The organism is Maribacter caenipelagi (assembly GCF_004364175.1).
Taxonomy (GTDB): domain Bacteria; phylum Bacteroidota; class Bacteroidia; order Flavobacteriales; family Flavobacteriaceae; genus Maribacter; species Maribacter caenipelagi.
In genome coordinates this window covers 1-25,701 of sequence record NZ_SNZW01000011.1, presented here as the reverse complement: position 1 = coordinate 25,701, position 25,701 = coordinate 1, and the positions used below count along the sequence as shown (strand labels likewise).

27 protein-coding genes are annotated in these 25,701 nt (G+C 36.5%); 17 read left to right on the top strand and 10 right to left on the bottom strand.

Annotated elements, in window-relative coordinates:
* The first annotated feature begins 58 nt into the window (after positions 1-58).
* Together DFQ03_RS00995 and DFQ03_RS00990 are read left to right on the top strand one after the other, a co-directional pair.
* Positions 59-1,870, top strand: coding sequence for a sodium:solute symporter family protein (locus DFQ03_RS00995; RefSeq protein ID WP_133671175.1), 1,812 nt, complete (start codon positions 59-61; stop codon positions 1,868-1,870).
* A 7-nt stretch (positions 1,871-1,877) separates the two neighbouring features.
* Positions 1,878-2,966 (top strand): acyltransferase family protein, encoded by a 1,089-nt coding sequence (locus DFQ03_RS00990; RefSeq protein ID WP_133671174.1) that lies wholly within the window; start codon positions 1,878-1,880, stop codon positions 2,964-2,966.
* 4 nt (positions 2,967-2,970) lie between these two features.
* Here DFQ03_RS00990 and DFQ03_RS00985 read toward each other — a convergent pair whose 3' ends face one another.
* On the bottom strand, positions 2,971-3,555 hold the full coding sequence (locus tag DFQ03_RS00985) for a riboflavin synthase (RefSeq protein ID WP_133671173.1): 585 nt from the start codon (positions 3,553-3,555) through the stop codon (positions 2,971-2,973).
* Positions 3,556-3,693: 138 nt separating this feature from the next.
* On the opposite strand from DFQ03_RS00985, the gene pdxA reads away from it, so the two are divergent.
* From pdxA to DFQ03_RS00930, 11 genes are all read left to right on the top strand, one after another.
* Positions 3,694-4,746 carry a 4-hydroxythreonine-4-phosphate dehydrogenase PdxA gene (pdxA, locus tag DFQ03_RS00980; protein WP_133671172.1) on the top strand — a complete coding sequence of 351 codons (1,053 nt, stop codon included), beginning with the start codon at positions 3,694-3,696 and terminating at the stop codon, positions 4,744-4,746.
* Positions 4,747-4,868: 122 nt separating this feature from the next.
* On the top strand, positions 4,869-5,399 hold the full coding sequence (locus DFQ03_RS00975; protein WP_133671171.1) for a YceD family protein: 531 nt from the start codon (positions 4,869-4,871) through the stop codon (positions 5,397-5,399).
* Positions 5,400-5,406: 7 nt separating this feature from the next.
* Positions 5,407-5,604, top strand: a complete 198-nt coding sequence (gene rpmF / locus DFQ03_RS00970; protein ID WP_027065618.1) for a 50S ribosomal protein L32 — start codon at positions 5,407-5,409, stop codon at positions 5,602-5,604.
* Between the two features lie 233 nt (positions 5,605-5,837).
* Positions 5,838-6,830, top strand: a complete 993-nt coding sequence (locus tag DFQ03_RS00965) for a beta-ketoacyl-ACP synthase III (RefSeq protein WP_133671170.1) — start codon at positions 5,838-5,840, stop codon at positions 6,828-6,830.
* A 33-nt stretch (positions 6,831-6,863) separates the two neighbouring features.
* Positions 6,864-7,355, top strand: a complete 492-nt coding sequence (accB, locus tag DFQ03_RS00960; protein ID WP_133671169.1) for an acetyl-CoA carboxylase biotin carboxyl carrier protein — start codon at positions 6,864-6,866, stop codon at positions 7,353-7,355.
* Between the two features lie 84 nt (positions 7,356-7,439).
* Positions 7,440-8,792: an acetyl-CoA carboxylase biotin carboxylase subunit gene (gene accC / locus DFQ03_RS00955; RefSeq protein WP_133671168.1), complete on the top strand. Its 1,353-nt coding sequence runs from the start codon at positions 7,440-7,442 to the stop codon at positions 8,790-8,792.
* 88 nt (positions 8,793-8,880) lie between these two features.
* Positions 8,881-9,996, top strand: coding sequence for an NAD(P)/FAD-dependent oxidoreductase (locus DFQ03_RS00950; RefSeq protein WP_133671167.1), 1,116 nt, complete (start codon positions 8,881-8,883; stop codon positions 9,994-9,996).
* A 170-nt stretch (positions 9,997-10,166) separates the two neighbouring features.
* Complete coding sequence (locus DFQ03_RS00945; protein ID WP_133671166.1) at positions 10,167-10,778, top strand: hypothetical protein; 612 nt, start codon at positions 10,167-10,169, stop codon at positions 10,776-10,778.
* Positions 10,765-11,235 (top strand): 3-oxoacyl-ACP synthase, encoded by a 471-nt coding sequence (locus DFQ03_RS00940; protein ID WP_133671165.1) that lies wholly within the window; start codon positions 10,765-10,767, stop codon positions 11,233-11,235. The genes DFQ03_RS00945 and DFQ03_RS00940 overlap by 14 nt, the downstream gene beginning before the upstream one ends.
* 63 nt (positions 11,236-11,298) lie before the next feature.
* Positions 11,299-13,020, top strand: a complete 1,722-nt coding sequence (locus DFQ03_RS00935) for an IlvD/Edd family dehydratase (protein WP_133671164.1) — start codon at positions 11,299-11,301, stop codon at positions 13,018-13,020.
* A gap of 3 nt (positions 13,021-13,023) precedes the next feature.
* Positions 13,024-14,352 carry a GntP family permease gene (locus DFQ03_RS00930; protein WP_133671163.1) on the top strand — a complete coding sequence of 443 codons (1,329 nt, stop codon included), beginning with the start codon at positions 13,024-13,026 and terminating at the stop codon, positions 14,350-14,352.
* 97 nt (positions 14,353-14,449) lie between these two features.
* Here the strand turns inward: DFQ03_RS00930 and arfB are convergent, their stop codons facing one another.
* From arfB to DFQ03_RS00895, 7 genes are all read right to left on the bottom strand, one after another.
* Positions 14,450-14,851 carry an alternative ribosome rescue aminoacyl-tRNA hydrolase ArfB gene (gene arfB, locus DFQ03_RS00925; protein WP_133671162.1) on the bottom strand — a complete coding sequence of 134 codons (402 nt, stop codon included), beginning with the start codon at positions 14,849-14,851 and terminating at the stop codon, positions 14,450-14,452.
* Between the two features lie 274 nt (positions 14,852-15,125).
* Positions 15,126-16,115 carry an ABC transporter ATP-binding protein gene (locus DFQ03_RS00920; protein ID WP_133671161.1) on the bottom strand — a complete coding sequence of 330 codons (990 nt, stop codon included), beginning with the start codon at positions 16,113-16,115 and terminating at the stop codon, positions 15,126-15,128.
* An 85-nt stretch (positions 16,116-16,200) separates the two neighbouring features.
* A complete protein-coding gene (locus DFQ03_RS00915) occupies positions 16,201-18,357 on the bottom strand; it encodes a prolyl oligopeptidase family serine peptidase (RefSeq protein WP_133671160.1) in 2,157 nt (718 codons plus the stop codon).
* Positions 18,358-18,443: 86 nt separating this feature from the next.
* Positions 18,444-19,433: an aspartate-semialdehyde dehydrogenase gene (locus tag DFQ03_RS00910; protein ID WP_133671159.1), complete on the bottom strand. Its 990-nt coding sequence runs from the start codon at positions 19,431-19,433 to the stop codon at positions 18,444-18,446.
* A gap of 242 nt (positions 19,434-19,675) precedes the next feature.
* Positions 19,676-20,083 carry a large conductance mechanosensitive channel protein MscL gene (mscL, locus tag DFQ03_RS00905; protein ID WP_133671158.1) on the bottom strand — a complete coding sequence of 136 codons (408 nt, stop codon included), beginning with the start codon at positions 20,081-20,083 and terminating at the stop codon, positions 19,676-19,678.
* 85 nt (positions 20,084-20,168) lie between these two features.
* Positions 20,169-21,275 (bottom strand): alanine racemase, encoded by a 1,107-nt coding sequence (gene alr / locus DFQ03_RS00900; RefSeq protein WP_133671157.1) that lies wholly within the window; start codon positions 21,273-21,275, stop codon positions 20,169-20,171.
* A complete protein-coding gene (locus DFQ03_RS00895) occupies positions 21,268-21,912 on the bottom strand; it encodes a thymidine kinase (RefSeq protein WP_133671156.1) in 645 nt (214 codons plus the stop codon). The genes alr and DFQ03_RS00895 overlap by 8 nt, the downstream gene beginning before the upstream one ends.
* A gap of 104 nt (positions 21,913-22,016) precedes the next feature.
* Here DFQ03_RS00895 and DFQ03_RS00890 point away from each other — a divergent pair, with 104 nt between their 5' ends.
* The 4 genes from DFQ03_RS00890 to DFQ03_RS00875 all read left to right on the top strand — a co-directional run bounded on the left by DFQ03_RS00890 (position 22,017) and on the right by DFQ03_RS00875 (position 24,579).
* Positions 22,017-22,709 carry a hypothetical protein gene (locus DFQ03_RS00890; protein ID WP_133671155.1) on the top strand — a complete coding sequence of 231 codons (693 nt, stop codon included), beginning with the start codon at positions 22,017-22,019 and terminating at the stop codon, positions 22,707-22,709.
* 73 nt (positions 22,710-22,782) lie between these two features.
* Positions 22,783-23,454 (top strand): 16S rRNA (cytidine(1402)-2'-O)-methyltransferase, encoded by a 672-nt coding sequence (rsmI, locus tag DFQ03_RS00885; protein WP_133671154.1) that lies wholly within the window; start codon positions 22,783-22,785, stop codon positions 23,452-23,454.
* Positions 23,455-23,566: 112 nt separating this feature from the next.
* The gene (locus DFQ03_RS00880; RefSeq protein ID WP_133671153.1) at positions 23,567-23,911 is read left to right on the top strand and encodes a HopJ type III effector protein; all 345 of its coding nucleotides are present in this window, start codon (positions 23,567-23,569) and stop codon (positions 23,909-23,911) included.
* A gap of 95 nt (positions 23,912-24,006) precedes the next feature.
* Positions 24,007-24,579 carry a uracil-DNA glycosylase family protein gene (locus DFQ03_RS00875; protein WP_133671152.1) on the top strand — a complete coding sequence of 191 codons (573 nt, stop codon included), beginning with the start codon at positions 24,007-24,009 and terminating at the stop codon, positions 24,577-24,579.
* A 21-nt stretch (positions 24,580-24,600) separates the two neighbouring features.
* Here the strand turns inward: DFQ03_RS00875 and DFQ03_RS00870 are convergent, their stop codons facing one another.
* Complete coding sequence (locus DFQ03_RS00870) at positions 24,601-24,798, bottom strand: helix-turn-helix transcriptional regulator (RefSeq protein ID WP_133671151.1); 198 nt, start codon at positions 24,796-24,798, stop codon at positions 24,601-24,603.
* Entirely contained in the window at positions 24,795-25,211 is a 417-nt protein-coding gene (locus DFQ03_RS00865) for a hypothetical protein (protein ID WP_133671150.1), read from the bottom strand. Before DFQ03_RS00865 ends, DFQ03_RS00870 begins: the two co-directional genes overlap by 4 nt.
* Positions 25,212-25,701: the final 490 nt, after the last annotated feature.

The following is a 25,701-nucleotide window of genomic DNA, read 5'->3' as shown; positions in this document are numbered from 1 at the left end:
TTAGATATAAAAATGTCCTAAAATAATATATCTTTAACAATCAACCTAAAACCAACTTATGGAACTCAGTACGCTAGACTATACTTTTATTATAGTTTTTTTCTCCCTTGTCTTAGGCATAGGGTTTTACGTATCAAAAACATCGGGTAAAAATTCATCAGAGTTTTTTCTATCGGGTCGTACTATGCCATGGTGGCTTTTGGGTCTTTCAATGGTAGCGACGACATTTTCAACAGATACACCCAATTTGGTGACAGATATTGTACGTACTAACGGAGTATCTGGTAACTGGGTATGGTGGTGTTTTTTGATTACAGGTATGTTGACCGTTTTCGTTTATGCAAAATTGTGGCGTAAGTCGAATGTAAATACAGATTTAGAATTTTATGAAATGCGCTATGGCGGAAAACCTGCTAGCTTTTTAAGAAAGTTTAGAGCTGTTTATTTAGGGGTGATCTTTAATGTAATTACCATGTCTGCGGTAACATTGGCAGCTATAAAAATAGGAAGCATTATGCTAGGGTTAGAGCCTTGGCAGACGGTAGTAAGTGCAGGATTAATTACAGTAACTTTTAGCGCCCTTGGCGGATTTAAAGGTGTGGTTTATACCGATTTCCTTTTATTCTTTGTAGCTATGGCAGGTGCGATAGGTGCTGCTTATTACTTGGTGAATATACCTGAAGTTGGAGGTGTTGAAGCTTTAATGGCAAATGAAAATGTGGCTTCTAAACTAAACATACTTCCAGATTTTAGTAATAAAAAAGCATTGATTACCTTATTTATAATACCCCTAGCCGTGCAATGGTGGAGTTCTTGGTACCCAGGTGCAGAGCCAGGTGGTGGTGGTTATATTGCGCAACGTATGTTGGCGGCAAAAGATGAAAATCATGCAATTGGCGCAACGTTCTTTTTCAATATTATGCATTATGCCTTAAGACCATGGCCATGGATTTTGGTGGCATTGGCATCAATAGTGGTTTATCCGGATTTGGCAAGCATACAAGAAGCTTTTCCAAATGTGACGGCAGATAAATTAGGGCATGATTTAGCGTACTCGGCAATGTTGACAAAACTACCTAGCGGATTGCTTGGGGTAGTATTAGCATCTTTAGTAGCAGCGTATATGAGTACCATTAGTACCCAATTAAATTGGGGTTCTTCATACATTGTTTATGACTTTTACAAGCAACAGATAAATCCGAATGCCTCTGAGAAAAGATTGGTGGCAGTAGGTAGAATATCTACGGTTGTTTTAATGATATTCAGTGCTGCATTGGCATTATTGCTTCAAAATGCACTTCAGTTATTTGATGTCCTTCTTGCTTTTGGTGCAGGTACCGGACTCATATTTATTTTAAGATGGTTCTGGTGGAGAATTAACGCATGGAGTGAAATTACGGCGATGTTCGCATCAGGTATTATTTCAATTATATTAAAATTGACTCCCGTTGGTGCGTATCTATTTGCCACGGAAACTGGACTTTTGCCAGACTGGTCAGAATACATATTTATTGTAGTGTTGACTACGGCGATTTGGTTAATAGCAACATTTATGACACAGCCAGAATCTAAAGATACCTTGAGAAGTTTCTACAAGAAGATTCAACCAGGTGGACCAGGTTGGTCTAAAGTAGTTGCCGATGCAAAAACCGATGCAGTAGAAATTGTAAAGGATAAAGAAAAGTGGAGTGTACCCGCTGGTATAACAGCAATGTTGTTAGGGGTAATTCTAATTTATTCTATAATGTTCGCTACTGGTTATTGGATCTATGGTAGAACAACACAAGCTATAGTCTTAACTGTTGTTTCTGCAATTGCAGGCTTTTTGCTGGTAAAGGCATGGAACCGATTAAAAGGAAACATCTTATAGTATAAAGATGATAAAAGACAGAATTTTATCGGTCGATATTTTTAGAGGAGCTACCATATTGTTAATGGTCTTGGTAAATACACCCGGAACATGGTCTAATGTGTATTCTCCTTTTTTACATGCCGATTGGCATGGCTATACACCGACCGATTTAGTTTTTCCGTTCTTTTTGTTCATCGTAGGTACATCGATAGCGTTCTCTTATAAAAACAGAACTGTAGATACAAAAGCATATAAAAAAATTGCCATAAGAGCATTTAAATTAATTGCATTGGGACTTTTCTTAGGAGCGTTTCTAATTCACTATCCGTTCTTTAAAAAGTTCAGCGATATTCGTTTTCCGGGTGTGCTGCAACGCATTGGTGTAGTGTTCTTTTTTGCAGCTGTATTGTTCATTAACCTGAGCTGGAAAAAGTTAATTTGGGTTACCGCAATATTACTGATAGGGTATTGGTTGATAATGACTTTTGTTCCTGTTGAAGGTGTGGTCTCAACATTGGAAAGAGCACCTAATAATCTAGCCAATTGGGTAGACGTAAAAGTCTTTGGGTCTCACAATTACAAAGCAGATTATGACCCAGAAGGATTGCTAAGTACCATACCCTCAATTGCAAGCTCTTTATTGGGAGTGTTCACAGGACTCATCTTAACCAGTAAACAAGAAAAGAAAGCCACCATTTTAATGGGATTGGGTGGTAGTCTACTTATTATAGGGCACATTTGGGATTTTGTCTTCCCCATCAACAAAGCACTCTGGACAAGTAGTTTCGTGTTGGTAACCGCAGGTTGGGCAAACTTAATTTTAGCATTGGTCTATTATTTGACCGATGTAAAGAAAATAGAATTTGGTTCAATTTTCAGATATGCAGGTGCAAATGCCATTGTTATTTATTTCTTGTCGAGTTTTATCAGTAAAGTAATGGGGCAAATACAAATTGGCGATACCTCATTACATGGTTGGTTATTTCAAGCAGTATATGTGCACGATTTTTTTGCACTAGAAACATCATCCCTTTTATATGGACTGAGTGTAGTGCTATTTTATAGCCTTGTGGGCTACATTTTATATCAGAAAAAAATATTTATTAAGGTATAGCAGATTATTTTGCCATCAACTTAGCAACGTACTTTCCGATAACATCAAATTCCAGGTTTACAATAGTTCCCGGTTTGTAGGTATTAAAACGTGTATGCTCGTACGTATAGGGTATAATAGCAACCTCAAAAGTATTCTTACCAGAATTCACTACCGTTAAACTTGTACCGTCTATAGTAATAGAGCCTTTTTCAATAGTTGGGTTTCCTGTTGCGTCATCATAAGTGAAAGAGAAAATCCAACTGCCATTATCTTCTTTTACACTAGTACATTCGCCAGTTTGATCTACATGGCCTTGAACAATATGTCCATCTAACCTAGACCCTAAAATCATGGCGCGTTCCAAGTTTACCAAGTCATTAGTTCTAAGTGTGTCAAGATTGGTTTTATTCAATGTTTCGGCAATAGCTGTTACGGTATAGGTAGTATCCGTTAAGCTAACAACGGTTAAACAAACGCCGTTATGTGCTACGCTTTGATCTATTTTCAGTTCAGGTGTTAAGCTAGATTCTATAGTAATATCTAAGTTACCGCCTTTGGCTTCAAGAGAAGTAACCTTACCTAATGTTTCAATAATTCCCGTAAACATGTGTCGTTTAATTTAAGTAATTTTGTGCTTCATTATTTATATCCCAATGTATAAATGGGATAACCACCTTACCTCTCCTTTGGGGAGGTCAAAACCATTTTTGTGGTTTTACGTGGGGTTACAAAGGTACAGATTATCATGGAGGAAAACAGGAAAATTAGGTTAGGTATCTCTATAGGAGACTTGAACGGAATAGGTTGTGAGGTAGCATTAAAAACATTCGAAGACAGCAGAATGTTAGATTTTTGTACTCCCGTTATTTTTGCCTCTAATAAGACGGTTTCGTTTCAAATGAAACAATTGAATCTAAGTATTGTTTTCAATGGAATACCAGATGCTTCAAAAGCGATAGATAATAAGATCAATATCGTAAATGTTTGGAAAGAAGTCCCTAGAATTAATTTTGGGCAGGCGACCAAAGATGGTGGCGAATATGCTATTAAATCTTTAAGAGCAGCAGTAGATGCCTTAAAAAAGGGAGACATAGATGTATTGGTAACGGCACCGATCAATAAAAACAATATTCAGTCAGAAGAATTTAAATTCCCTGGCCATACCGACTTTTTAGCACAAGAGTTAGATGGTGAAAGTTTGATGTTTATGGTAACTGATACTTTAAAGGTCGGCTTGCTTACAGATCATGTAGCGGTAAAAGATGTATCTGCAGCAATAATCCCTAGGTTAATACGCGATAAGATCAATACGATAGAAAAATCTTTAATGATGGATTTTGGTATTCGTAAGCCAAAAATCGCTTTGTTAGGTATAAATCCGCATAGCGGAGATAATGGTGTAATCGGTAAAGAAGACGATGAAGTAATGAAGCCGGTTATTAAAGAAATGTCAAATATGGGTCATTTAGTATATGGTCCGTATTCAGCAGATAGTTTTTTTGGGTCTGATGGCTATAAAAAGTTCGATGCAATTTTGGCTGCATATCATGATCAAGGGTTGATTCCTTTTAAAACAATATCATTTGGTCAAGGCGTGAATTTTACTGCAGGTCTAAGTAAAGTTAGAACATCGCCAGATCACGGTACTGCCTATGAAATAGCAGGAAAAGGGGTGGCTGACGAAAGTTCGTTTAAAGAAGCGGTCTTTATGGCGCTGAAGATTTTCAAGAACAGAACCGAGTATGAAGAGCTTACGAAAGACGTACTAAAAAAGCAACGTTTAAAGCGGGAACGTTAATTTTTGGTTCGAATAAAAAGTTATAAAGATAAATAGTTGATAACTATTGTCTTTTATCAAAATTATAGTATCTTTGCACCCGCCTTTTGTGGGCGATTAGTGTTAATTTAAGTGTGTACGAGATGAAGCAAAAGGAGTTCAATATTCTTTTCTCAGGATTGAAGCAAGGGAAACACAACTTTAATTACCAGATTGATAATACGTTCTTTGATTCTTTTGGATACGATGAATTCAACGCTACCAACATCAATTTAGATGTAGTACTTCATAAAACAAGTACAATGATGGAGGTTGATTTGGAAGCATCAGGAACAGTGAATGTTGATTGTGACATAACTAGCGAACCGTATGATCAGGCTATAAGCGGAGATTTACATTTGGTGGTTAAGTTTGGTGAAGAGTATAATGATGAGAATGATGAAATATTGATTCTTCCGCATAACGAACACCAATTGAACATTGCGCAGTATGTGTATGAAATGCTAGTATTGGCAGTTCCACAAAAAAGAATTCATCCTGGTATTGAAGATGGCACTTTAGAATCTGAAGTGTTAGACAGGTTAAACGAGCTTCAACCAAAAGAGAAAAGATCAGACAAAGAAGAAAACGATCCCCGTTGGGACGAATTAAAGAAACTATTAACGGATAAATAAGGTTTAAATGGCACATCCTAAGAGAAAAATTTCCAAGACAAGGAGAGACAAAAGAAGAACACATTATAAGGCAGTAGCTCCTACTTTGGCTACAGATTCTACAACTGGCGAGACTCACCTATTTCACAGAGCTCACTGGCACGAAGGAAAATTACATTATAGAGGTCAAGTTTTGGTTGATAAAACTGAAGAAGCAGAAGCTTAAGACCCTTTTACATTATACTAAGCTCCCACTTCATTTGAAGGAGGGAGTTTTTTTTAGCCCAATTTCTATTTTAGGATCTTGTTACTCAGATAAATTAAGGAGTAACAGAGGTGTGGCTATTAATTGCAATTTTTCAAAAACCCGATAACTTTACCCAAAAAGTCGTTGAAAATCACTAATTTTCATGACTTTTGACAGGTTTTTTAAGTTTTTTACAAGAAAGCAAATAAAGTATGACCAAAATTACAGCAGCTATTACCGCGGTAGGAGGCTATGTTCCCCAGTTTGTAATGACTAACAAAATGCTTGAGGATTTGGTTGAAACCAATGACGAATGGATCACTACCAGAACGGGCATTAAAGAAAGAAGGGTCTTAAAGAAGGAAGAGGGAGAAGGTACGTCGTATTTAGCCATTAAAGCGGCACAAGACCTAATGGAGAAGAAGGGGCTGAAAGCCTCAGAAATAGACCTTGTTGTAGTTGCTACGGCAACGCCCGACAGTATGGTGGCTTCTACGGCAGCATTCGTTGCTTCAGAAATAGGAGCTGTTAATGCTTTTGCCTATGATTTATTAGCTGCTTGTTCAAGTTTTCTTTTTGGCATGTCAACGGTTGCCGGTCATATCGAAACCGGTAGATATAAAAAAGTACTACTTATAGGGGCAGATAAAATGTCATCTATTATTGATTATACTGATCGTACCACCTGTATCATATTTGGAGATGGAGCTGGTGCAGTTCTCTTTGAACCGAATACAGAAGGTCTTGGTTTACAAGATGAGTATTTAAGAGCAGACGGTAGCGGAAGACAATTCTTAGGTATGGAAGGTGGCGGATCATTAATGCCGGCCACTATAGAAAGTGTGACCAACAAAAAACACTTCATTTTTCAAGAGGGAAAAACCGTGTTCAAATTTGCCGTATCTAATATGGCAGATGTAGCAGCGAAGATCATGGATAGAAATGACCTTACGGAAGAAGATGTAGACTGGCTAGTGCCACATCAAGCGAATAAACGTATTATTGATGCTACTGCAAAAAGAATGGGTGTAGATGACTCAAAAGTGTTGATGAATATTCAACGTTACGGTAATACTACTTCAGCAACTTTGCCACTGTTATTATTTGATTACGAAAAACAGCTTAAAAAGGGTGATAACTTAGTATTTGCAGCCTTCGGTGGTGGCTTTACATGGGGTTCTATCTACTTGAAATGGGCGTATTAACTAACAACAACTACCAATTATAACTTAGAAAATATGGATATTAAAGAAATTCAAAGCCTTATCAAGTTTGTTGCCAAGTCTGGCGCTAGCGAGGTAAAACTGGAAACGGATGATATTAAAATCACCATTCGTACAGGAAGCTTATCAACAAATTCTGAGCCCACTTACGTGCACACAATGCCTATGGCTCAGCCAGCTATGCCTGCTGCAGCCCCTGCACCAGTAGAAACTCAGGTAGCAGCCGGAGCTACAGAAGCTGAAAAGCAACAAGCTGAAGATGATAAATATATCACTATAAAATCTCCGATTATTGGTACTTTTTATAGAAAACCTTCACCAGACAAACCTGTTTTTGTTGAGGTAGGACAGTCTATTAGTACAGGAGATGTACTTTGTGTAATTGAAGCAATGAAATTGTTCAATGACATTGAATCAGAAGTTTCTGGTACTATCGTTAAGATATTAGTTGATGATTCTTCACCGGTAGAGTTTGATCAACCATTATTTTTGGTAGATCCTTCTTAACTAAATTTTGAGTAGTTATTGTTAGATGCCGTTGCTAAACGGTGTTTAAGAATGTTATGGAACCAAGAACTTAAAATTTAAAAGATGTTTAAAAAAATACTGATTGCCAATAGGGGAGAAATCGCTTTGCGTGTTATTCGTACCTGTAAAGAAATGGGTATTAAAACGGTAGCTGTATATAGTAAGGCAGATGAAGAAAGTTTACATGTACGTTTTGCAGATGAAGCTGTATGTATTGGTCCTGCTGCTAGTAGCGAATCTTATTTAAAGATCCCTAATATAATTGCAGCTGCAGAAATTACAAATGCAGATGCTATTCACCCAGGTTATGGTTTTCTTTCAGAAAACTCAAAGTTCTCACGTATATGTGCAGAACATGATATAAAATTTATTGGTGCCTCTGGTGATCAAATAGACAAAATGGGAGATAAGGCTACGGCCAAAGAAACCATGAAAGAAGCTGGTGTACCTTGTGTACCTGGTTCAGAAGGTCTTTTGAAAGATGTTGCGGATGCCAAGAAGATAGCCAAGAAAATGGGCTACCCTGTAATGATTAAAGCTACAGCCGGTGGTGGTGGTAAGGGTATGCGCGCCGTAATGTCTGAAGACAAAATGGAAGAGCTTTTTGATAGTGCCGTTAACGAAGCAACTGCTGCTTTTGGTAATGGTGGTATGTACATGGAAAAGTTGATTGAAGAGCCAAGACATATTGAAATTCAAATTGTTGGTGATCAATTCGGTAAAGCATGTCATTTATCAGAAAGAGATTGTTCTATTCAACGTCGTCACCAAAAGTTGACAGAGGAGACTCCGTCACCTTTCATGACAGATAAGTTAAGAGAAGCAATGGGTGAAGCTGCGGTTAAGGCTGCAGAATACATAAAATACGAAGGGGCTGGTACTATTGAGTTTTTGGTAGATAAGCACCGTAAATTCTATTTTATGGAAATGAATACCCGTATTCAAGTAGAGCATCCAATTACAGAACAAGTTATTGATTATGATTTAATTCGTGAACAAATACTTGTAGCTGCAGGTGTGCCGATCTCAGGTAAAAATTACCTTCCAAAATTACATTCTATCGAGTGTAGAATTAATGCGGAAGACCCATATAACAATTTTAGACCATCACCAGGTAAAATTACAACCTTGCATACGCCAGGTGGTCATGGGGTAAGAATGGATACTCATGTTTATAGTGGGTACAGTATTCCTCCAAATTACGATTCAATGATCGCTAAGTTGATTACTACTGCCCAAACTAGAGAAGAAGCAATTAACAAGATGAAGCGTGCTTTAGATGAGTTTGTAATTGAAGGAATTAAGACCACCATTCCGTTTCACAGGCAATTAATGGACCATCCAGATTATTTGGCTGGTAATTATACAACAGCCTTCATGAACGATTTTAAAATGGATCCTCAACCAGAAAGTTAATAACGAACTCCAACAGAAATGTTGGAGTTTTTTTATGTCCGTTTTTAAGATTGATTTTTCTATCTTATATCGCAATCAAAATGCTGTTATGAATCTAAGTTACTGGGAACGTACGTCGTGGTTTTCGAATATCGATTTTACAATCATCGGTAGTGGTATTGTAGGTTTAAATTGTGCAATAGAATTAAAGGCAAAACATCCGAAGGCACGTATTCTCATTTTGGAAAAAGGGAAACTTCCTCAAGGTGCGAGCACCAAAAATGCCGGATTTGCCTGTTTTGGTAGTATTTCTGAAATTTTATCGGACTTAAAAATACACTCGGAACAAGAGGTAATTGATCTGGTGAAAGAAAGATATGACGGTATACATACTTTGCGTCATCTTTTAGGAGATACCGCAATTGGGTATCAGAATTATGGCGGACACGAGTTATTTTTAAACAAGGATTTAGAATTATACGAGCGCTGTCTAAAAGAATTAAAGTCGGTAAACGAGTTACTTCATTCCGTTTTTAAAGAAGATGTCTTTAAGACCACTTCAAATACCTTCAATTTCAATAGAATCAATACCAACTATATCTCTCAGATTTTTGAAGGGCAAATAGATACCGGTAAGATGATGACATCTTTGGTGCAATTAGCACAGCAAAAAGGGATCACAATTGTAAATTCAACCGAAGTACATTCTTTTAAAGATTCAGGTGCAGAAGTAATGGTTAAAACAGATGATCTAGAATTTACAACCAAGAAACTACTGATAGCAACAAATGGTTTTGCTGCTCAATTATTATCGGAGAATGTGAAACCGGCACGAGCACAGGTTTTGATTACGAAACCTATTAAAGACTTACATGTTAAAGGCACCTTTCATTTAGAAGAAGGCTACTATTATTTCAGAAATATTGATAACCGTATTTTGTTGGGTGGTGGTCGTAATTTAGATTTTAAAACAGAAGAAACGGCTGAATTTGGAACGACTTCTTTAGTAGAAAATAGGCTTAAAGAACTATTAAGAACAGTTATTTTACCAGAGCAACATTTTGAAATCGATTACAGCTGGAGTGGTATTATGGGTGTTGGGCAACAAAAGAAACCAATAGTAAAACAAGTGTCTGGTAATGTGGCATGCGGAGTCCGTCTTGGGGGTATGGGTATTGCCATAGGCAGCACCATTGGTAAGAAGTTGGCAAATTTGTTCGACTAGTCCGTTCTCCGTTTAACCTGTTTTTTTAAATCTTATCCAAAAGGCATCGATACTCTTATTTTTATTTTTAAATTGTACGTCCCCTTTGATTATCTATTACCCAAAAATGCACTTATCGGTTTACCTAGAACAGTAGACTTATAAGATGGTTTGTAATAGCATTATACTATATGAAAACATTTTTTATAAGAAATATTTCAGCTGTGCTTACAGTTGTTATGACAGCGCTTTGCCTTACTAGCTGCGGATTGTCGAAAACCCACTACCAACGAGAATATGCAAAAGTCTGGAAAGAGCATATAAAAAGTGAAGCATGGAAAAAATCATTATTAACTGATAATTCATATGCCAACGACGATTTATACGCCAGTACAGATGCAAATGTTGCGCTAGCTAAAGATGAGGTCATAGATGCAGGTTTTAATAATATATATGAATCGTTAGTATCTCAGGCATATTTCAAAATTATTACCGAAGCAGAAAAGGCAGATGCAAAAATAACTGCAGACTATAAACTTTTACATGATGAAAAAGCAACCGTAAAGGTTGACAAAAAGAGAGTTCAGTCAATTACAAAGCGTTACGAAGCACATAAAGCAATGCTCAGCGGACTAAAGTCGTGGAATATTTTTAGCGATGACCGCTCTGGTGATTTGGACTATTTTAAAGCTGAAAATGAAATCGAGATTCAAAAAATGATAAGTGCTGGTGAAAGTGATAATCAAATTGTAAATTACTTGATCTATAAACTGGCAGATCTTTACCACATTGAAGGAAACTGAATCACTTGATATTCTAAAAAATGACGCTTACGATTTTTGTGTTCATTTCGTTAACGATAGGTTGACTAGAATACAGGGTCAGATCAAAGAGCTGGAAACGGCTTTAACGTCAGAAACAAAAAGTAGTGCTGGCGATAAGCACGAAACAGGTCGCGCCATGATACAGTTAGAGCGAGAAAAACTGGGTCAGCAACTCGCAGAACTGGAAAAAACCCAACAACTACTTTCAAAAGTACCAAAAGATAGAAATACCCCAACGGTAGGGTTAGGTAGTTTGGTTATCACAGATACCGCAACGTATTATATAGCTATTTCCGCTGGTGAATTTAAATACGCATCTGGAGCTGCATATTGTATTTCTGCAGCAACTCCAATCGGAAAATTAATATTCGGCAAGTCTGTGGGCGATGTATTTCATTTTAATGGCAAAAGCTCCACGATACTAACAATTCACTAAAAATTCGTTCAGAATATTTTGTTATCTTAATCCCGGCATATAATTTATTGTCTATTTAGTAATATGGATAAGAAGCAGAAATTACGCAGTAGTGAGTGGTTTGGGGGTAACGATAAAATGGGATTTGTGCATCGATCGTGGTTAAGAAACCAGGGGTATCCCGATGATTATTTTGAAGGCAAACCTGTTATAGGTATTTGTAATACTTGGTCAGAATTAACACCATGTAATGGCCACCTACGAGATTTTGCAGAGGTTGTTAAAAGAGGAATTTTAGAAGCAGGAGGTTTTCCACTTGAGTTTCCGGTGATGTCTTTGGGAGAAACTATTATGAAACCCACCACCATGTTATTTCGCAATTTGGCAAGTATGGATACGGAAGAATCTATCCGTGCCAATCCATTAGACGGTATCGTTTTGTTAACAGGGTGTGATAAAACAACACCTTCAATAATTATGGGCGCTTGCAGTGTAGACTTACCTACCATTGTAGTGCCAGGTGGACCTATGTTGAGTGGTCGTTTTAGAGGTGAGAAAATTGGTTCAGGTTCTATGAATTGGATGATAAAAGAACGTCAAGAAATTGGAGGATATTCTGCCGAAGATATTAAAGAAGCCGAGGTGTGTGTTGCAAGAAGTATTGGTCATTGTAATACTATGGGTACTGCCTCGACCATGGCAACTATGTGTGAGGCATTAGGGTTGACGTTACCGGGTTTTTCTTCAATACCTGCAGTCGATTCTAGAAAAAAATTATTCGCACAGTTGTCTGGCAGGCGAATTGTAGAAATGGTAAAGGAAGGCTTAACACTTTCTAAAATATTAACAAGAGAAGCATTTGAAAATTCTATAATTACAAACGCTGCAGTAGGCGGCTCAACAAATTTTATTATTCATCTTACGGCAATAGCGGGTAGGATTGGAGTAAAATTGAATTTAGAAGATTTTGATAAGGTAGGTAGTAAAGTACCCTTACTTGTAAATTTAAAACCTTCGGGAAAATATTTAATGGAAGATTTCTTTTATGCAGGTGGTTTGCCGGTTGTCATGAAAGAATTAAAACCATTATTACATAATGAAGCCATTACTGTAAATGGTAAGAGCATTACTGATAATTATGAAAAAGAGGTCTGTTATGATATAGATGTAATAGCAACTTTAGAAAAGCCTTTTCAAGATAAGGCTGGAATTGCCGTGTTGAAAGGAAATCTGTGCGAAAATGGAGCAGTTATTAAACCATCTGCTGCAACGCCGCGGTTAATGCAACATCGAGGTGAGGCGGTTGTTTTTGAAAGCATGGAAGATTACCATGAGCGAATAGACGATCCTGATTTAGAAATAGATGAGAACAGTGTTATTGTTTTAAAAGGAGTTGGACCAAAAGGATACCCGGGAATGCCTGAAGTAGGTAATGTAGACCTTCCGAAGAAGTTATTGGCAAGGGGAATAACAGATATAGTTCGTATTTCTGATGGACGAATGAGCGGAACAGCTGCAGGGACAGTAATTCTGCATGTTTCACCAGAATCGACAGTAGGTGGCACATTAGCTTTTGTAAAAAATGGAGACATGATAGAACTGAATGTTGAAAAACGCACATTACATCTTGATGTTGAGTTAGAAGAACTGATCAAACGTAAAAAGGAGTGGATAGCTCCAGAACCTTTGGCAAAACGAGGATATGTTAAAATGTATATTGATCATGTAGAACAAGCTGATAAAGGTGCCGACTTAGATTTTCTAGTTGGTGGTTCTGGGTCTAAAGTAGAACGAGATTTACACTAGACTATGGAAATATTTTACCTCATTATTGCGGTCATTGCGATTATTATACTAACGACCAAACTAAAAATTCATGCATTTTTGGCGCTGTTCCTTATTTCTATTTTATATGGAATTTTTGCCGGTATGCCCTATGCTGATATAATAGTTTCGATTAATGAAGGGTTTGGGGGTACGCTAGGTAAAATAGGTTTGATAATTGTCCTTGGGGTTATCATAGGTGCTTTTTTAGAAAATACAGGAGGCGCTTTCGCCATCGCCGAAAAGGTATTGAAAATTATAGGAATTAAAAGAGTACCAACCGCCATGGGTATTATCGGGTATATTGTTTCTATTCCGGTTTTTGCCGATAGTGGTTTTATGCTATTACATCCGCTGAATAAAAGCCTTTCTAAAAAAGCAAAAATTTCAATTGCCGGACCCGCAATTGCACTAGGGTTAGGCCTTATGGCATCACATACTATGGTGCCGCCAACTCCAGGTCCAATTGCGGCTGCAGGTATTTTAGGGGCAGATTTAGGACTGGTAATTGCCTTCGGTTTTCCCACAAGTATTATAGCGCTGATCGTAGGTATTATTTTTGCGAAGAAATATGCTTCAAAAACATATATAGAGCCAGATGTTGAAAATGCTGAAGTGGTTGAAAAGGAAATAAAAGGTTCTCCGAGTGCCTTAAAAGCTTCTATTCCAATATTAGTTCCTATTGTGCTTATAGTTTTAAAATCTGTTCTTAATCCCGTAAAAACAGGATTGGACAATGGATTTATAGACTTCATCAACTTTGTGGGAGAGCCAGTAATATCTTTATTAATCGGAATTTTTTTATGCTTGCTTTTGCCGAAAAAATTAAATTATGATATGCTGTCTTCATCGGGTTGGGTGGGTAAAGCCATTAAAGATGCTGCCTCAATTATTTTAATTACCGGAGCTGGTGGTATATTCGGAAAAATTTTACAAAACTCGGGTATAGCAGATATTTTAGGACAGACCTTAACCGATTACAATATGGGTATTTTTCTCCCTTTTGTTTTGGCCGCGGCTATTAAAACAGCTCAAGGTTCTTCAACAGTGGCTTTGGTTACAACAGCATCCATTATTATGCCTATGATGAGTTCACTTGGCTTTGATTCTGAAATACAAAAAGCCTTGGTGGTAATTGTAATCGGTGCGGGGTCGGCGGTAGTTTCTCACGCCAACGATAGTTTCTTTTGGGTGGTTACCCAAATGAGTGGAATGAACGTAAATACGGGGTATCGGTTGTTTAGTTTAGGTAGTGGCTTGCTGGGGCTTACGGGGGCTATTACAGTTTTTATCTTGTATACAATTTTTGCATAAACTCAAATAATACTAAAAGTGAAACCCTATTAGAGTGGTAATCTAGATGTCATCTACTAGAACAAGAAATTTAAGATAGGTTTACTAAGGCTATTGGTTAATATTCTGGTTTACTTCTATTGGCCTTTTTGAGGGAAGCTATTTTTTTGCCTTTCAGTCTTTTTTCGATTGATGACCGTGTCGGTTTACTTTTTTTTCTTGGTTTGGGAACGACTAATGCTTTTTCTATTAATTTTAAAAAACGTTTTATTACTAGTTCCTTATTCTTATGCTGACTTCTAAATTCATCACATTGCAAAATTAACAATCCGTCTTTGGTCAATTTATTTTTTAATTTTAATTGAATTCTTTTCTTTTCTCGTTCTGTTAGTCCGCTCGATGAATTCAATTCAAAAGTAAGTTCCATTTTTGAAGAAACTTTATTTGCATGCTGACCGCCAGGACCACTACTTCTAATAGCTTTAAATTGTAGTTCGGTAAGTAGCTGTTCTTGGTTCAAAATTCAATTTTTACAAAAATACACAAAACAAATGTTCCTACTTTTCAATGAAAAATATGAACAGTAGTATACGTTAAAGATTATTTTTAGGACCTATAATAGTGGTAAAAGAATCATTGTAAAAATGATAATAGCCAGTACAAAATGTAACTTTTTCATCGAATTTATTCATTATTTCAATACATTATCGTAGTGTATTGAAAAATAGTTTATTTCGAGTTGAATTAGTCGTTAAAAGATTGAATTAAAGCGTTAAATGTTCAAAACTGGTTCTTTAGGCGGTAGTCGCTTCTTGTATACGTTGGTTAATGGTTTCAATGGCGACATTTAGAAAAACAACCTTTCCTTTCGGTAATAACTGGTCTGCATTAAAAAAGATGATTTCATTCTCATCGTTCTTACTTTCGGTCAAATAATGGCTTCCCATCGGATATGCTTTTTCAACGATCACTTTTAATCCTGAAGAAGGTGAAACTCGAAACTCGTGAGCATAGACTATTATTTTCCTTTTCGTATTCGCATACGTTTTAAGCACATCTATAGAAATCATATTGGCCTCGCCGAAAAGTGAAGCTACATACAAGTTTTTAGGGTTTTTATAAAGCTCCATAGGCCGTGCCCTGGCTATAATATCTTTATCGCGTAAAACAACTGCACGATCCGCAAAAGGTAAAACATCATGAACGTCGTGGGTAGCTACGATGGTGGTAATGAGATTCTCTTTCAGGTAATTGAAAATATTTCGGCGTAAGCTATTTTTAAGAAAGTTGTCTATATGACTGAAAGGCTCATCTAAGAGTAGTACTTCTGGCTTTTGAGCTAGTACTCTAGCTAAGGCAACACGTTGTTGTTGACCACCGCTCAAAGTTTTTACTTTCTTGTCTGCAAATTCTGTCATCTCTATCAACTCCAACAGCTCTTCGGTTCTTTCTTTTAATTCATCGGGATAAAAAACGGAGAGATACTGGCTAATGTTTTCTGAAACGGTAATGAACGGCATTAAATCGAAATCTTGAGAAAGATATTTCATGAATGGCATACCAGGCACTAAGTTGTAAGCCGGACCTAAAATTTGTTCATCTTCCCAGAAAATTTCACCCTGCTCTAAATCCATCAAACCATACATAAGTTTCAGCAAGGTACTTTTACCGCATCCGCTTTCACCAATTATAGCCACATGTTCTCCGCGTTGGATACGAAGGTTGATGGACTCTAAAATTGGAAGTTTATCATATGAAAATGATAGATTCTCTACTCGTAACATGTTTTTATTCTTAGGAATGCAAAATTGAAAAATCCGTTCCAATATGAAACGGATTTTTCAATAAATTATTGATTTAAGAAGGTAATTACTCTTTAAATTCTTTTAAAACACTTTGGTTAGGTAGCGCTGTATAGCCCATATTGTAGAGTGTAAAGCCGAAAATATCGGCGTATTGCTCTATTGTTTTACTAACAGGTGTTCCTGCTCCATGACCTGCATTTGTTTCAATACGTATTAAAGTTGGGTTCGTGCCTACTTGCTTTTCTTGTAGTTCTGCTGCAAACTTAAAACTATGTGCAGGTACTACTCGATCGTCATGATCACCGGTAGTAACCAAAGTAGCAGGGTAAGCCGTACCCGCTTGTACATTATGTACAGGCGAGTATCCTTTTAAGTACTGAAACATTTCATCATTGTCTTCTGCGGTACCGTAATCATAAGCCCATCCGGCTCCAGCGGTAAATGTATGATAGCGCAACATATCCATAACTCCAACAGCAGGCAATGCTACTTGCATTAAGTCCGGTCTTTGTGTCATTGTGGCACCAACTAGCAATCCGCCATTAGAACCTCCGCGAATGGCTAAGTATTTTTTTGAGGTGTACTTGTTAGCTATTAAATATTCTGCGGCAGCAATGAAGTCATCAAATACGTTTTGCTTTTTGGTCTTAATACCCGCATCATGCCATTTTTTACCATATTCGCCACCACCACGTAGATTTGGTACGGCATAAATTCCGCCTTGCTCCATCCAAACAGCGTTTCCGATACTAAAAGACGGAGTTAAACTAACATTGAATCCGCCATAGGCGTAAAGTAAGGTTGGGTTTTTGCCGTTTAGCTCAGTTCCTTTTTTATAGGTAATGATCATAGGAACTTTTGTTCCGTCTTTTGAAGAATAGAAAACCTGTTCTGAAGTATAGTTATCAGGATTAAAATCTATCTCTGGTTTCCAATACAATTTATATTCTCCGTTGGGCGGATCAAATTTATATGTGGACCCAGGTGTGTTGTAATTTGTAAAAGAAAAGTAGAGTTCTTTATCATCTTTTTCACCACTAAAACCACTAACCGAACCTATGCCGGGTAATTTAACTTCTCTAATACGAATACCATCATAATCATATTGATATACTTTTGAAATGGCATCTACCATGTACTCGGTAAAGAAGTAGCCTCCTCCTGTGCTAGGGCTAAGTACATTTTCGGTCTCCGGTATAAAATCTACCCAATTTTTTGCTTCAGGGTTACTAGCATCTACGGTAACAATTTTCTTGTTAGGCGCATTTCTATTGGTAACTATATATAGTTTAGAACCTATGTTATCAATAACATAGTTGTCAGAATCTGAGTCTTCGACCATGGGTATTAGAAGACCGTTGGGATCTTCTAAGTTTTGAACAAATAGTTTGTTTCCAGAGGTAGAAACAGATGCACTTATTAATAGATACTTGTTGTCTTCGGTGACGCTAGCCCCAATGTAGCGATGCTTTTCTAGAGAAGTACCGCCAAATATAAGTTCGTCTTCTTTTTGAGCGGTGCCTAATTTATGATAATATACTTTGTGTTGGTCAGTTTTAGCCGATAGCTCACTACCTTTTGGTTTGTCATAACTAGAATAGTAAAAACCATCGTTCCCTTTCCATGAAAGTCCGCTAAACTTAATATCTATCAAAGTGTCTTCCACTATTTCTTTAGTCTCAGCATTTAGAATGATAGCTTTTCGCCAATCGCTACCACCTTCAGAAATAAGGTAAGCTGCTAATGCCCCATCTTTTGTAAAGCTCAAACCCGCCAAAGATGTAGTACCATCTTCAGAAAATGTATTCGGGTCTAAAAACACTTCGGGCTTCTCATCGCCTTTAGCTCTATATACGACGTATTGATTTTGGAGTCCGTCGTTTTTATAGAAATAAGTATAGTCCCCTTTTTTGAACGGAGAACCTAGTTTTTCGTAATTCCATAGTTTTTCTAGTCGATTTTTTAAGTCGGTTCTGAATGGGATATTTTCTAAGTAGCCGAAAGTTGTCTTATTCTGTTCTTTTACCCAAGCCTCTGTTTCTGGGCTTCTATCATCTTCTAACCACCGATAAGGGTCTTTAACTTCGGTGCCAAAATAAGTATCTACAGTATCAACTTTTGCGGTAACAGGATAATTCACAATAATGGGTTCAGGTTTTGATTCGTTTTTACAGGAAAAAAAAAGTGTAATGATGAATAGCGTAGATATTATTTTTTTCATGAGTAGTTCAGTTTGCACTAAAATACCATAAAAAAACCTTCAAAACAGTTAAGTTTTGAAGGTTTTAACGTTGTAAAGGGTATAAATTAAACTAAGCCTTTTTCTACTAGGTATTCTGAAATCTGAACAGCGTTTGTAGCCGCACCTTTTCTGAGGTTATCGGCAACGATCCACATATTCAAGGTGTTTCTTTGTGTTTCATCTCTACGTATACGACCCACAAAAACCTCATCTTTATCGTGAGCGTATATTGGCATTGGGTAGGTATTTGTATCAGGATTATCTTGAACTGTTACACCTGGCATTTCATTTAACAAACGACGGACTTCATTCAATTCAAAATCATTTTCAAATTCTACATTTACAGATTCTGAATGCCCGCCAGCGGTAGGTATTCTAACTGCGGTAGCACTGATTGAAAAAGTACGATCATCTAGGATTTTTTGAGGTTCACGAGCTAATTTCATTTCCTCTTTAGTGTATCCGTTTTCCATGAAAACATCACAGTGAGGCAATGCATTTCTACCAATTGGGTAAGGGTAAGCCATTTCGCCTTGTACCCCGGCAATTTCATTCTCCAATTGTTTTACCGCTTTTACACCAGTACCAGAAACCGACTGATAGGTAGAAACAATAACACGTTTCATTTTATATTTTTTGTGTAAAGGGTGTAAAGCCATTACTAATTGAATGGTAGAGCAGTTAGGGTTTGCAATGATTTTATCTTCGGCAGTAAGTTCATGAGCGTTGATTTCAGGAACTACTAATTTTTTGGTCGGATCCATTCTCCAAGCAGAAGAATTATCGACTACGGTAGTACCAACTTCTGCAAATTTTGGAGCCCATTCTAAAGAGGTGTCACCACCTGCAGAGAATATAGCAATATGTGGCCTAGCGGCTACAGCATCTGATAAGCCTATAACCGTATGCTCTTGACCTTTAAAGGTCATCTTTTTACCTACAGAACGTTCAGAGGCTACCAATAATAACTCCGTTAATGGAAAATTACGTTCTGCCAATACTTTCAATATTACATCGCCAACCATGCCTGTGGCACCAATTACAGCTACTTTCATTTGTAAAACAATTATATTAAGCGGCAAAAATACGTATTACTGGTACTTGCACAAGTAAAAAAGAATAGAATAATCAAAATATAACAAATTGTTTAAAATATAACAATTGTTTATGGTGAGGTAATTTGGAAAGTGTGCTATAAAAAAGAACCGTCAACAATGTTAGCGAAACAAAGTTGACGGTTTTAATTAATGTAAGTTGCAGTGCAACGGTACCCTAGAACTAGGGAGTATTATTAAGATTACTTTTTTAAAGCATCTCTTATTTCTGCCAATAACTCTTCAGCTGTTGGTCCTTTTGGAGCCTCTTCAACTGGAGCTGGTGGAGTTTTTGTTTTGTTATAAGCTTTAACGATCATGAACAATACAAAACCAACGATAATTAAGTTGATAATAGCATTGATCCATTTACCATATAGAATTGCATTTTCTGGTTTAGTTACTGCACCATCAGCGGCAACAACAGCTTCGTCTAATACAACTTTCAAATCAGCAAAATCTACACCTCCTGCAAAGTGTCCTACTATTGGCATCATAATGTCGCCAACAAAACCGCTTACTACTAATCCCATAGCACCGGCAAGTAATACGGCTACGGCTAAATCTATGACATTTCCTGTCATGATGAAATCCTTAAATTCTTTTAACATGTTTATTTAATTTATATTAATGGTTAATTTTAAAAAGTAACGCAATTTACTAAAAAATTTGATTCCTTAATAAAATGTTAACGTCTCAATTTATTAAAACTCGCTTTATGCGTTGAGAAAGTCCCGTAAGTATTTCATACGTTATGGTATTAGCTGTTTCCGCAAATTCGTTCGCAGACAGGTTTTTTCCAAAAATTTCCACTTCATCTCCTTCTTCACATTCAATATCGGTAACGTCTACCATGATCATATCCATACAAACATTACCAATAATTGGAGCTGGTTTATCATGTATAAGTACATACGTTTTTCCATGGCCATATTCTCTACCAATACCGTCTGCATGACCCAAAGGTAGGGTAGCCGTTACGGTTTTATGATCAGATTTGTATTTACGATTGTAACCAACAGATTCTCCTGTAGCGATGGTGTGTTTTTGGGAAATAATCGTTTTCAAGGTCATTACGGGTTGTAATTCATCATCTACGTGCGGTTCATTACCATAACCATATAGACCAATACCGCTTCTAACCATATCATGTTGCGCATGTGCGTAATTAATAATACCCGAAGTATTTAATACATGTTTTATAGTCTTTGTTTTAAACATTGCATCTGCCTTTTGGCAAATAGCATCAAACCGTTCTAGTTGAAGGTTGGTAAAGTCGGTTTCGTTAGCATCTTCAGTAGCTGCCAAGTGCGATAACAACGCAATAACCTGGACTGTTTTTTGATGATTAATACGAGTAGAGATTTCCGGTAATTCATCAACAGAAAAACCTAGTCTATTGAGTCCCGTATTAAATTTTAGGTGAATAGGGTAATTGGTCTTACCCATTTCTTTGGCCACCGTTATAAAATCAGATAAAATAGCTTTAGAATATATGCTAGGTTCAAGATTATTTTCGATGAGCGTTTTAAAATGAACCTTTTGTGGGTGAAGTACTAGAATAGGAGTAGTAATACCGCCTTTTCTTAAGGTTACGCCTTCATTTACATAGGCTACGGAAAAATAATCGATACCTAAACCTTGAAGATATGTAGCAATAGCGACAGAATCACTACCATAGGCATAAGCCTTTACCACTGCCATGAATTTGGTTTCTGGCTTTATTTTAGAGCGTAAAAAACGGTAGTTATGACCTAGAGCTTTTAAGTCAATTTCTAAAACGGTTTCTTCTGCCTTAGCCATTTTCATTCTTTTTGACGGTATCGATTTCTTCAGATTTTACATCCATCGTTTTCACCTTTTCTTTAAGCATAGCTTTATAATATGCACCTCTGCTTAAAGGTTCATATTCATTTACTTCGCCCAACATGACCAAATTATCATTGCTAGATTTTCTAAAACTATAATTTGCCAAGTTGCCAGTACGTGTGCAAATGGCGTGTACTTTGGTAACATATTCTGCTGTAGCCATAAGAGCAGGCATGGGACCAAAGGGTTTTCCTTTAAAGTCCATATCTAATCCGGCAACAATAACCCTAACACCTTTATTCGCTAGGTCATTGCAAACAGTAACTATTTCATCATCAAAAAATTGAGCTTCATCAATACCGATAACATCACAAGTATCTGCGAGAATACGAATATTGGCAGCTGCTGGTACGGGCGTAGAACGAATTTCATTGGCATCATGCGATACCACCATTTCATCATCATATCGGGTATCTACCATAGGTTTAAAGATTTCAACCTTTAGTTTAGCAAACTGTGCTCGCTTAAGTCTACGAATCAATTCTTCTGTCTTTCCAGAAAACATCGACCCGGCAATGACTTCTATCCAGCCGAATTGTTCTTTAGGATTAACTGTGTTTTCAAGAAACATTTTGTAATTTTAGACGAAAATAATGGGTTTTTCGTTTATTATTTAAGAATGATAAAGGTATTTAAAAAACCCGCTATTTAGGTCTTTACCGTAAAAATTGTGAGATGAAAAATAAGTTGAAACTGGAATTGAGAAAGTTATCTACAGAAATTTTGACTGCTGATAATTTAGATGATGTAACAAATTTGTACGAGGTTTCTAAAAACCTATACGAGAAACTCGCTGTGCTTAAGTTTATTGAAGTAGAACTCAATGATATGGAAATTGATGTTTCTAAAAATGCTATTGCGGCAAAATTCGAAGAAATGGCGAATGCCGTAATGAAAGGAAATACAGGAGTGCCGGAAAGTAATCCGCATGAAGAAGATATAGTTAAGCATCCGGGGATGGATACCATTAAAGGATTTATATCTGAAATGCCAGATAACGAAGAGTTAGAAGATGTATTGGCAGATTTTATGTCGAAGCCCGATTTAATGAAAAATGACAAGGAGCTTTTTACACCAAGAAAGGAAGATTTTAAACAAGTAGATTCTGCACCAAAATCATTAAATGATCTTTTGGCAAAAAGTAACGTAAAAGTAGATTTGAACGATCGCTTGGCATTTGTAAAGCATTTGTTCAATGATAAAATGGAAGATTATAACCGTGTACTATCACAATTAAATACTATTGACACAGAAGAACGCTCTATTTCATTTATAAAAAATATGGTGAAGCCAGACTATAACAATTGGGCAGGTAAAGAACCTTATGAAGAAAGATTCATTGAATTGGTATCTCGTAGATTCTCTTAATTAATACAATATTTGTATCAGCAACCCAGCACCTGTGTTGGGTTTTTTTACTCGAAGATTGAGATTTAAATATATGGGAAAGCTGTATTTAGTACCAACACCAATTGGTAATTTAGAGGATATGACCTTAAGGGCGATTCGAGTTCTTAAAGAGGTAGATTTAATTCTTGCGGAAGATACACGTACCAGTGGTAAATTGTTACATCATTTTGAAATTGGTACCCAAATGAAAAGTCACCATATGCATAACGAGCATAAAATGGTAGATTTTTTGGTAGAAAAATTAAAGGGAGGAGAAAATATTGCGTTAATTTCAGATGCAGGTACACCGGCAATTTCTGACCCTGGTTTTCTATTAACACGTGCTTGCGTTGAAGCGGGAGTTGAAGTGGATTGTCTACCTGGTGCTACAGCTTTTGTACCCGCCTTGGTCAATAGTGGCTTACCTAATGATAAGTTTGTTTTTGAAGGGTTTTTACCCGTAAAAAAGGGAAGGCAAACACGTTTAAAATTATTGGCAGAAGAACCACGTACTATAATCTTCTATGAATCTCCGCATAAGCTATTAAAGACTTTAGGAAACTTCGTGGAATATTTTGGTACTGAAAGACCCGTTTCTGTTTCAAGAGAGCTCACTAAACTATATGAAGAAACTGTTCGTGGTACTGCAGAAGAAGTTCTAAAACACTTTACTGAGAAACCACCAAAAGGGGAAATCGTTATAATTGTTGGGGGTAATAAGTAAAATAGATTTGAGAATTTGAACGAAGGTAAAGTAGAGGTGAAAAATAGGGTTTCGTTATATTTGAATATCAAAATCTAAGAAATAATCCTATTTAAGTCCAAAACCGGTAACGATGACATTAGAAGAGTTCAAGAATAAACTAAAGACCTCACCGAAAGAAATTAATTTTTCTGACACTATGGTCGCGATTGATTCGAAATACAGTTTTACACCAACGGCATATACGAACGGAGCTATTAGAAACGAAGTGGGTCAAAACTCCGGTTCGTGTAAATTATTTTCGTTTGCTATTAAAGAGGGGTTTTCAAAAGAGGAAACCTTAGCTTGTTTTGGTCAATATTATTTTGATGAGGTCTTATTGGATTTAAAAGGAAGCTCTCATCAGAATATTCGAAATTTTATAGAAACTGGTTTTGAAGGTTTGTCTTTTGATGGTGAAGCACTAAAGTTATTATAGAATTATTCGTCGTTGCCTAGTACAAAGCAATCTGTTCAATCAAAGTTTGCTTCTCCCTATAGCTTACAAAAATTGCGATATATTATATTTCTACAATGCAAGATTTATTATCAGAAATAAGAGGTTGCGAGGTTTGTAAGGCACATTTGCCTTTAGAGCCAAGACCTATTGTTGCGGGTACAAATAATTCTAAAATTATATTGGTAAGTCAGGCACCAGGCAGAAAAGCACATGTTGAAAATAAGGCGTGGGATGATCCTAGTGGTAAAAAGCTTAGAGAGTGGCTTGGTGTCAGCGAAGAAGTCTTTTACAATCCTGATAATTTTGCAGTACTGCCCATGGGCTTTTGTTATCCTGGAAAGGGAAAGACAGGCGATTTACCACCCAGAAAAGAATGCGCACCTTTATGGCATTCACAAGTATGGAATCAGTTTAAAAATGTAAAACTGATTCTGCTCATCGGTAAATATTCCCAAGACCAGTATTTGGGTAAACAAGCCAAAAAGAACCTAACGGAGAATGTTTTGCATTACAAAGAGTTTCTACCAAAGTTTTTCTTACTACCACATCCTTCACCGGTTAATCATTTTTGGCGAAGAAAGAATCCGTGGTTTGAAGATGAGGTAGTTGCGGAGTTGCAGGATTTGGTGGCTAATATTTTGGGGTAGTAGGTAAATGCTCTATTGGATTTATTCTTCATCTATAATGAATAATTCTTCAACTGTTAGACTGAATAATTTTGCCATTTTAAGTGCTAAAATTACCGATGGGTTAAATTTGTTTTTTTCAATCGCATGAATAGTTTGTCTTGAAACTCCTAATGTATCAGCAAGTTGTGCTTGTGTCAAATCTAGCCTTGCCCTTTCAACTTTGACCAAATTTTTCATAGTACAAATCTCTTTTTAAGGGAAAATGTTATTAAATATAGCAGCATAAATGCATATATCATGTAAGAAACATAAAATGTCATTTCATTATTAATGACATGAAAAATAATGATGGTGCTTAGACAAAATATTGTGGTAATTTGATAAGATTCTAATCGCAGTTTAGTAATATAATCATCTTCTATTTTCTCTTTTGAGAGCATATAGATTAACATACCAAAAATAGTAACAATATCTAGCCACTTTAAAAGGTTTGGTTGAAGAAGCTTTTCTGTTAAACGACTGGTTTCATTAGAATTAAAGGGTTGCGATAAACCATTTATAAAACCTATTGTAAATGGAATAACAAAACCAATGATGAAAATTATTAATCCTATTGATTTAAACTTATTGGGTAATATTTGAAAATTCATAATGCTATAATTGATTACTAATAGTAAATAAAACTTTACATTATGACAACTATAATTGTTTTTTAATGTCTAATCAAGAATGCTGGGTTTGATATTAGCTAGTGTAATATGGTGAAGAGCGCTACGTAATTTAGATGAATCTCACTATTTTCTCAATGAAGTTTAAAGCAAGACTTATGTAACTGTCACTTCGAGTGAATTTTTGAGGCACGAGAAAATTAGTATCGAGAAGCTTACGTGTTCAAAAAGGTTCTCGATACCCTCCTAACCGGCGGGCAGGCATTTTTTAATTCAATGAACATATTGAATTAAAAACCATTCGAACTGACAACAGCGTTGCATTACGAATTGAAATTAGAATTTAAATAGGTATTGTAGATAGAAAAATTTATTTTTTGCTAATTGCTAATTGCTAATTGCTAATTGCTAATTGCTAATTGCTAATTGCTAATTGCTAATTGCTAATTGCTAATTGCTAATTGCTAATTGC

What these genes read in the sequence shown, in the direction of transcription:
- DFQ03_RS00880 (WP_133671153.1), top strand. Translation starts at nt 23,567, where the DNA reads ATGACATTAGAAGAGTTCAAGAATAAACTAAAGACCTCACCGAAAGAA.
- DFQ03_RS00965 (WP_133671170.1), top strand. Translation starts at nt 5,838, where the DNA reads ATGACCAAAATTACAGCAGCTATTACCGCGGTAGGAGGCTATGTTCCC.
- DFQ03_RS00910 (WP_133671159.1), bottom strand. Translation starts at nt 19,433, where the DNA reads ATGAAAGTAGCTGTAATTGGTGCCACAGGCATGGTTGGCGATGTAATA.
- DFQ03_RS00945 (WP_133671166.1), top strand. Translation starts at nt 10,167, where the DNA reads ATGAAAACATTTTTTATAAGAAATATTTCAGCTGTGCTTACAGTTGTT.
- DFQ03_RS00895 (WP_133671156.1), bottom strand. Translation starts at nt 21,912, where the DNA reads ATGTTTCTTGAAAACACAGTTAATCCTAAAGAACAATTCGGCTGGATA.
- DFQ03_RS00920 (WP_133671161.1), bottom strand. Translation starts at nt 16,115, where the DNA reads ATGTTACGAGTAGAGAATCTATCATTTTCATATGATAAACTTCCAATT.
- rpmF (WP_027065618.1), top strand. Translation starts at nt 5,407, where the DNA reads ATGGCACATCCTAAGAGAAAAATTTCCAAGACAAGGAGAGACAAAAGA.
- DFQ03_RS00950 (WP_133671167.1), top strand. Translation starts at nt 8,881, where the DNA reads ATGAATCTAAGTTACTGGGAACGTACGTCGTGGTTTTCGAATATCGAT.
- DFQ03_RS00990 (WP_133671174.1), top strand. Translation starts at nt 1,878, where the DNA reads ATGATAAAAGACAGAATTTTATCGGTCGATATTTTTAGAGGAGCTACC.
- rsmI (WP_133671154.1), top strand. Translation starts at nt 22,783, where the DNA reads ATGGGAAAGCTGTATTTAGTACCAACACCAATTGGTAATTTAGAGGAT.
- DFQ03_RS00890 (WP_133671155.1), top strand. Translation starts at nt 22,017, where the DNA reads ATGAAAAATAAGTTGAAACTGGAATTGAGAAAGTTATCTACAGAAATT.
- accB (WP_133671169.1), top strand. Translation starts at nt 6,864, where the DNA reads ATGGATATTAAAGAAATTCAAAGCCTTATCAAGTTTGTTGCCAAGTCT.
- DFQ03_RS00865 (WP_133671150.1), bottom strand. Translation starts at nt 25,211, where the DNA reads ATGAATTTTCAAATATTACCCAATAAGTTTAAATCAATAGGATTAATA.
- DFQ03_RS00985 (WP_133671173.1), bottom strand. Translation starts at nt 3,555, where the DNA reads ATGTTTACGGGAATTATTGAAACATTAGGTAAGGTTACTTCTCTTGAA.
- DFQ03_RS00875 (WP_133671152.1), top strand. Translation starts at nt 24,007, where the DNA reads ATGCAAGATTTATTATCAGAAATAAGAGGTTGCGAGGTTTGTAAGGCA.
- pdxA (WP_133671172.1), top strand. Translation starts at nt 3,694, where the DNA reads ATGGAGGAAAACAGGAAAATTAGGTTAGGTATCTCTATAGGAGACTTG.
- DFQ03_RS00975 (WP_133671171.1), top strand. Translation starts at nt 4,869, where the DNA reads ATGAAGCAAAAGGAGTTCAATATTCTTTTCTCAGGATTGAAGCAAGGG.
- accC (WP_133671168.1), top strand. Translation starts at nt 7,440, where the DNA reads ATGTTTAAAAAAATACTGATTGCCAATAGGGGAGAAATCGCTTTGCGT.
- DFQ03_RS00915 (WP_133671160.1), bottom strand. Translation starts at nt 18,357, where the DNA reads ATGAAAAAAATAATATCTACGCTATTCATCATTACACTTTTTTTTTCC.
- DFQ03_RS00995 (WP_133671175.1), top strand. Translation starts at nt 59, where the DNA reads ATGGAACTCAGTACGCTAGACTATACTTTTATTATAGTTTTTTTCTCC.
- DFQ03_RS00935 (WP_133671164.1), top strand. Translation starts at nt 11,299, where the DNA reads ATGGATAAGAAGCAGAAATTACGCAGTAGTGAGTGGTTTGGGGGTAAC.
- alr (WP_133671157.1), bottom strand. Translation starts at nt 21,275, where the DNA reads ATGGCTAAGGCAGAAGAAACCGTTTTAGAAATTGACTTAAAAGCTCTA.
- DFQ03_RS00930 (WP_133671163.1), top strand. Translation starts at nt 13,024, where the DNA reads ATGGAAATATTTTACCTCATTATTGCGGTCATTGCGATTATTATACTA.
- mscL (WP_133671158.1), bottom strand. Translation starts at nt 20,083, where the DNA reads ATGTTAAAAGAATTTAAGGATTTCATCATGACAGGAAATGTCATAGAT.
- DFQ03_RS00870 (WP_133671151.1), bottom strand. Translation starts at nt 24,798, where the DNA reads ATGAAAAATTTGGTCAAAGTTGAAAGGGCAAGGCTAGATTTGACACAA.